This is a genomic window from Frankia gtarii (genome assembly GCF_025403375.1).
GTDB lineage: Bacteria > Actinomycetota > Actinomycetes > Frankiales > Frankiaceae > Frankia > Frankia gtarii.
Map to the genome: position 1 here is coordinate 1 of NZ_JAMPTM010000392.1, position 4,708 is coordinate 4,708.

Annotated in this window: 4 protein-coding genes and 1 pseudogene; 2 read left to right on the forward strand and 3 right to left on the reverse strand. The window is 72.2% G+C overall.

All coding sequences use genetic code 11. The features are described from left to right. Positions 1 to 297: pseudogene (locus tag NBZ83_RS30135) on the reverse strand (hypothetical protein); the annotation flags it as partial. A gap of 642 nt (positions 298 to 939) precedes the next feature. Between NBZ83_RS30135 and NBZ83_RS30140 the strand changes: the two are divergent. Beyond that, positions 940 to 1,449: a hypothetical protein gene (locus NBZ83_RS30140; RefSeq protein WP_261571167.1), complete on the forward strand. Its 510-nt coding sequence runs from the start codon at positions 940 to 942 to the stop codon at positions 1,447 to 1,449. Between the two features lie 259 nt (positions 1,450 to 1,708). After that, the gene (locus tag NBZ83_RS30145) at positions 1,709 to 3,457 is read left to right on the forward strand and encodes a bifunctional aminoglycoside phosphotransferase/ATP-binding protein (protein WP_261576314.1); all 1,749 of its coding nucleotides are present in this window, start codon (positions 1,709 to 1,711) and stop codon (positions 3,455 to 3,457) included. A gap of 144 nt (positions 3,458 to 3,601) precedes the next feature. On the opposite strand, the gene NBZ83_RS30150 is transcribed toward NBZ83_RS30145, so the two are convergent. Then, positions 3,602 to 4,237 carry a response regulator gene (locus NBZ83_RS30150; RefSeq protein WP_261560763.1) on the reverse strand — a complete coding sequence of 212 codons (636 nt, stop codon included), beginning with the start codon at positions 4,235 to 4,237 and terminating at the stop codon, positions 3,602 to 3,604. Between the two features lie 117 nt (positions 4,238 to 4,354). After that, a partial coding sequence (locus NBZ83_RS30155; RefSeq protein WP_261576315.1) for a DUF3516 domain-containing protein occupies positions 4,355 to 4,708 on the reverse strand: 354 nt, incomplete at its 5' end.

Consider the following 4,708-nt stretch of genomic DNA (forward strand, 5'->3'; position numbering starts at 1 on the left):
GCCCGGGGGCGGACCGTAACCCACCTGTCCCTGGTAGCCGGGCTGGCCTTCATACCCGGGCTGCCCCGGGTAGCCGAACTGGCCGGGGAATCCGGGCTGGCCCTCGTGGCCGGGCTGGCCGGAGAATCCGGGTGGCGGCCCCGGGTAGCCCTCCTGGTTCGGGTAGCCCTGCTGGTAGCCGGGCGGCGGCTGCTCGGGGTACCCGGGCTGGCCCTGGGGTGCGGGCTTCTGGTCGGGATGCTCGGACTGACCCTGGTAGCCGGGTGGCTGGTCCTGCGGTTGCCATGGCGAGGTCATCTGTGCTCCCAGGGTTTGCGGGTCCGGCTCCCCGACCGGGCGCCACGCCCGGCTCGTCCGAGGCGGATATGCCAGCGTGGCGACTGCGGCGATGCTATCGAGCTGGGGTTGGCTGGTGACCACCGTTTCCCGCCCGCCCGCTGTCCGATATGCGACCCCCGGCATGCCACCCGCGGCCCACCTACGGCCCACCTACGGGTACGCCGCCGGCGGCGGGTATCCATGGACCGATCGTGGTCCCCGGATGGCCCGTCCGTGGTGGAACCATCGGGTCGTCGCAGCGCCGATGATCAGTTTCCGGCCTGTTACCGTGAGTTTCCGGGGTTCTGGTGTGGCGGGCTGACCTGCGGTTCTCTTTCGTGCTCGGGGGATCGACCCGCTGTCCTGGGACCCGTTTGTCATCCCGTTTCGGATATCCGGAAGCGGCTGACCTGCACAGCATCGGTCGGGCGGAGCAAAAATTCACGATCCGGCGGACAAGCGGCTCGATTTCCGTTACACGATCCCCGGTTCTCTTCTACAGTTCAGCGCGGGTCCCCGAGGCCGTCGGCGCCCCAGGCGAGACCCGGTGCCGCGGGTGCCTCGTCGTGCCCGCGCAACCGGCGGACGGGAGCCCGGACCGGAAGGCTGAGGTGACTGGCGATGCGACACGGCAACGGCGATGGAGCCGGCGGCGGGCAAGCCGGAGCCGAGTTCGACCTGGCAGCGATGGAAATTCTGGAGCCGCTGGCCGAGAAGTACGGGCTTTTTCTTGCGAAACGGACCTGTTGGCATGTCCAGTTCCGGGGCAATCGACGAATGTTCGACGTTGCCTGCGATCCGTGGACGTCCTGGGCGCTCGGCGCCCGGGTCGGGATATGGCCGGACGCTGATTCCGGCCCGGCCGTCGGGGGCGTGCCGGTACCCTGGCCGCGCGCGCTCAGCGTCCAGGAAATTCTGCATACGGTTCATGGAATGCGGGAGAACGCCTGGCCGTGGATCGCGGCGACACCGGCCGAGCTGCGCGCGATCCTGCTCACCCTCGCCGGCCTCGTCGACCAGTACTGCGGGGAGCTGTTAGTCGACGACGACGCATTCGCCCGCGCCGAGATTCTGGTCAACCAGGAGATCACCGAACGAAAGGCGTTCCTGCGCCAGTTCGAGGACTGCTGAGCGGCACCGCCCGGCGTGGCCCCGCAGCCGTGGCACGGCCCCGCAGCCGTGGCGTGGCGTGGGTGAACCCGGGACGGATGTCCACCGCGGGTGGTCCGAACGGCCCCCGCGTAGGCAACCTCTGGCGGTCGTGAGATCGCCGACGGACGGCGAGCATGACGAAGGAGAACCATCGAACGCCTGTGTTCGACTGTTCGACGGTGGAACGGGGCGTCGACCGTCAGGATCGTGAGACTTTCACGCAACCCGGGGAGAGGCCATGACCGTCCAGTATGTGCGGGATGCGCTGCCCGGCGCAGGAGCCGGCGACAGCCGCAACGCCGGCGCCTCGCCGCCGCCCGGCACCTCGTCGGCCGGCACCTCGTCGCCGGGCATCCCCTCGGCCGATGCCAGCCACCAGGCGGGCGCTGCGATGGCCCCGGCCGGGCCGGCGCCGGCCGCCGCTGCGTCCGTGCCGCCCCGGCTGGACGCCCCGCTGCTCGCCGAGCTTGCCGCCTGCGAGACCCGCGAGACGCACAGCGCCGTGCTGTACCTGACTGCCGACCGCGTCTACAAGCGGAAAAGGCCCGTCAACCTGGGGTTCGGAGACTTCACGGAACGGCGGATCCGGGAGGCGGTGTGCCTGGCAGAGGTGGCGCTCAACCGCCGCCTCGCCCCCGACGTCTACCTCGGCGTCGCCGACCTGCGCGACGACTCCGGTGAGGTGATCGACCATCTGGTCGTCATGCGGCGGATGCCGGCCAGCCGTCGGCTGTCGACCCTGGTGCGCCGCGGGCACCTGCTCGGCCCCGCGTTGCGCTCGGTCGCCCGCGCGCTGGCCGTGTTCCACCAGCGGTGCGAGACGTCGCCGCTGATCGCCACCGCGGGGGAGCGGGCCACCCTGGAGGACCTGTGGCGGGAGGGGATGACCGGCATCGCCGCCTACCGCGGCACCCAGCTCGACGCGGCGGTCGTCGACGACATCGGCCGCCTGGCGCTGCGCTACCTCGCCGGACGGGCCGAACTGCTCGCCGAACGCACCCGGGCCGGCTGGATCCGCGACGGGCACGGCGATCTGCTCGCCGAAGACATCTTCTGCCTCGACGACGGCCCCCGCATCCTCGACTGCATCGAGTTCGACCCGCGGCTGCGCTTCGGTGACGTCCTCGGCGACGTCGCCTTCCTCGCCATGGACCTGGAGCGACTCGGCGCCCCCGAGGAGGCCGCCGAGTTCCTGGAGGCCTACCGCGAGTTCTCCGGCGAGGTGCATCCCCGGTCGCTGCAGCACTTCTACGTGGCCTACCGGGCGTTCGTGCGCGCGAAGGTGGCCTGCGTCCGCGGCGGGCAGGGCGATCCCGACGCCGCGGAGAACGCCCGCCGGCTGCTCGCCGTCGCCCACCGCCACCTGCGAGCCGGCCGCGTCCGCCTGGTCGTCGTCGGCGGGCTGCCCGGCACCGGCAAGACGACGCTGGCCAGCCGGCTGGCCGAGGTCGGCGACGGCTGGGTGCTGCTGCGTTCCGACATCATCCGCCAGGAGCTCACCGGCGAGCTACCCGCCGAGACGCCCCCGCAGCAGCCCGCCGACGCCTCCCCGCCGACCGGGGGGGACGCCTCGAGCTTCGACGCCCGGTTCGGGGTCGGCCGCTACGCCCCGGAGATCACCGACGCGACCTACGCCGAGATGCTGCGTCGGGCCCGGGCGGCGCTGTGCCGCGGGGAGAGCGTGGTGCTTGACGCGTCCTGGTCCAGCGCGCGCCACCGCGACGCCGCCGCCGAGGTCGCCGCCGACGTCTGCGCGGACCTGGTCGAGCTGCACTGCGTGACCGCGCCCGAGGTCGCCGCGGCGCGCATCGCCCGGCGGTTCGCCGCCGACTCCGACCCCTCGGCCCCGTTCGACCCGTCCAATGCGACGGTGGCCATCCACCAGGCGATGGCCGCGCGCGCCGACCCGTGGCCGTCCGCCACGGTGATCCGCACCGCCGTCACCGTCGCCGAGGCGCTGCAGGCCGTCCAGAGCCACCTGGACTGACCGGGCCACCAGGACTCACCGGGCCCCACCAGGACTCACCGGGCCCCACCAGGCGGACATGACGACGACCGACGCGCGCGCCGGCAGGTCGGTCGGGAAGTCAGGGCGGCGCGGCGCCGGCGATACTGCTACTTGTCGATACTGCTACTTGTCGATGCGGGTCGCGTAGACGGCCGCCTGGGTGCGGCTGGACAGCTCCAGCTTCTCCAGAATCGCCGAGACGTAGTTCTTGACGGTCTTCTCGGACAGGTGGATCCGCCCGGCGATCTGCCGGTTGGTCAGACCCTCGGCGATCAGAACGAGGATCTGGCGCTCCCGCTCACCCAGCGCCGCGAGCTTGCGGTCCTCCGCCGGGCCCTCCCGCAGCCGGGTCAGCACCCGCTGGGTGACCGCCGGGTCGAGCAGGGAACGACCGGCGGCGATCGTGCGGATCGCCCCGACCAGGTCGGTGCCCTTGATCTGCTTGAGCAGGTAACCGGCGGCCCCGGCCATGATCGCGGCGAACAGCGCGTCGTCGTCGTCGTACGAGGTGAGGATCAGGCAGCCGATGTCGGGATGCGCCGAACGCAGGTCGCGGCAGACGTCGATGCCGTTGCCGTCCTCCAACCGCGCGTCGAGCACCGCCACGTTCGGTCTGGTGGCGGGGATCCGGCGCAGCGCCTCGGCCGCGGTGGAGGCCTCGCCGACGACGTCGACATCCTCGGTCTCGGAGAGCATTTCTCGAATGCCCCGGCGGACGATCTCGTGGTCATCCAGGAGGAAGACCCGTACGGTACTCACAGGGTGACGATACCGCCGGTGATGCGTGCCCCGGCCCGAATCGTCGGGTGACCCCCCTCGAAGGGGCCGCCGCCTGTGCCCGGCGCCCGCCCGCGGCGGATCCGGCCCCGCGCCCCGTCAGAGCCGGTCGACGGCCCTCACCCGGACCATCGCCACCCCGGCCTCGTCGGAGGCGGCGAGGTCGATCTCGGCACTGATCCCCCAGTCATGGTCCCCGGCCGGATCGTCGAAGATCTGCCGCGCTGTCCACACCCCCGGGGCCTCGTCGAGCAGCAGCAACCCCGGCCCGCGCGCATCCGGACCGGTGCCGATCTCGTCGTGCTCGCCGTAGTAGCCCGCCAGCGCCTGCGCCCAGCCCGCCGCGTCGAACACCGGGCCCTCCCCGGCCGGCACCCCCGCCGCCGGGCCATCCAACTCGCCCAGCAGGTCGTAGCGGCGCAACGCGGCCAGCTCCACCCGACGGAACAGCGC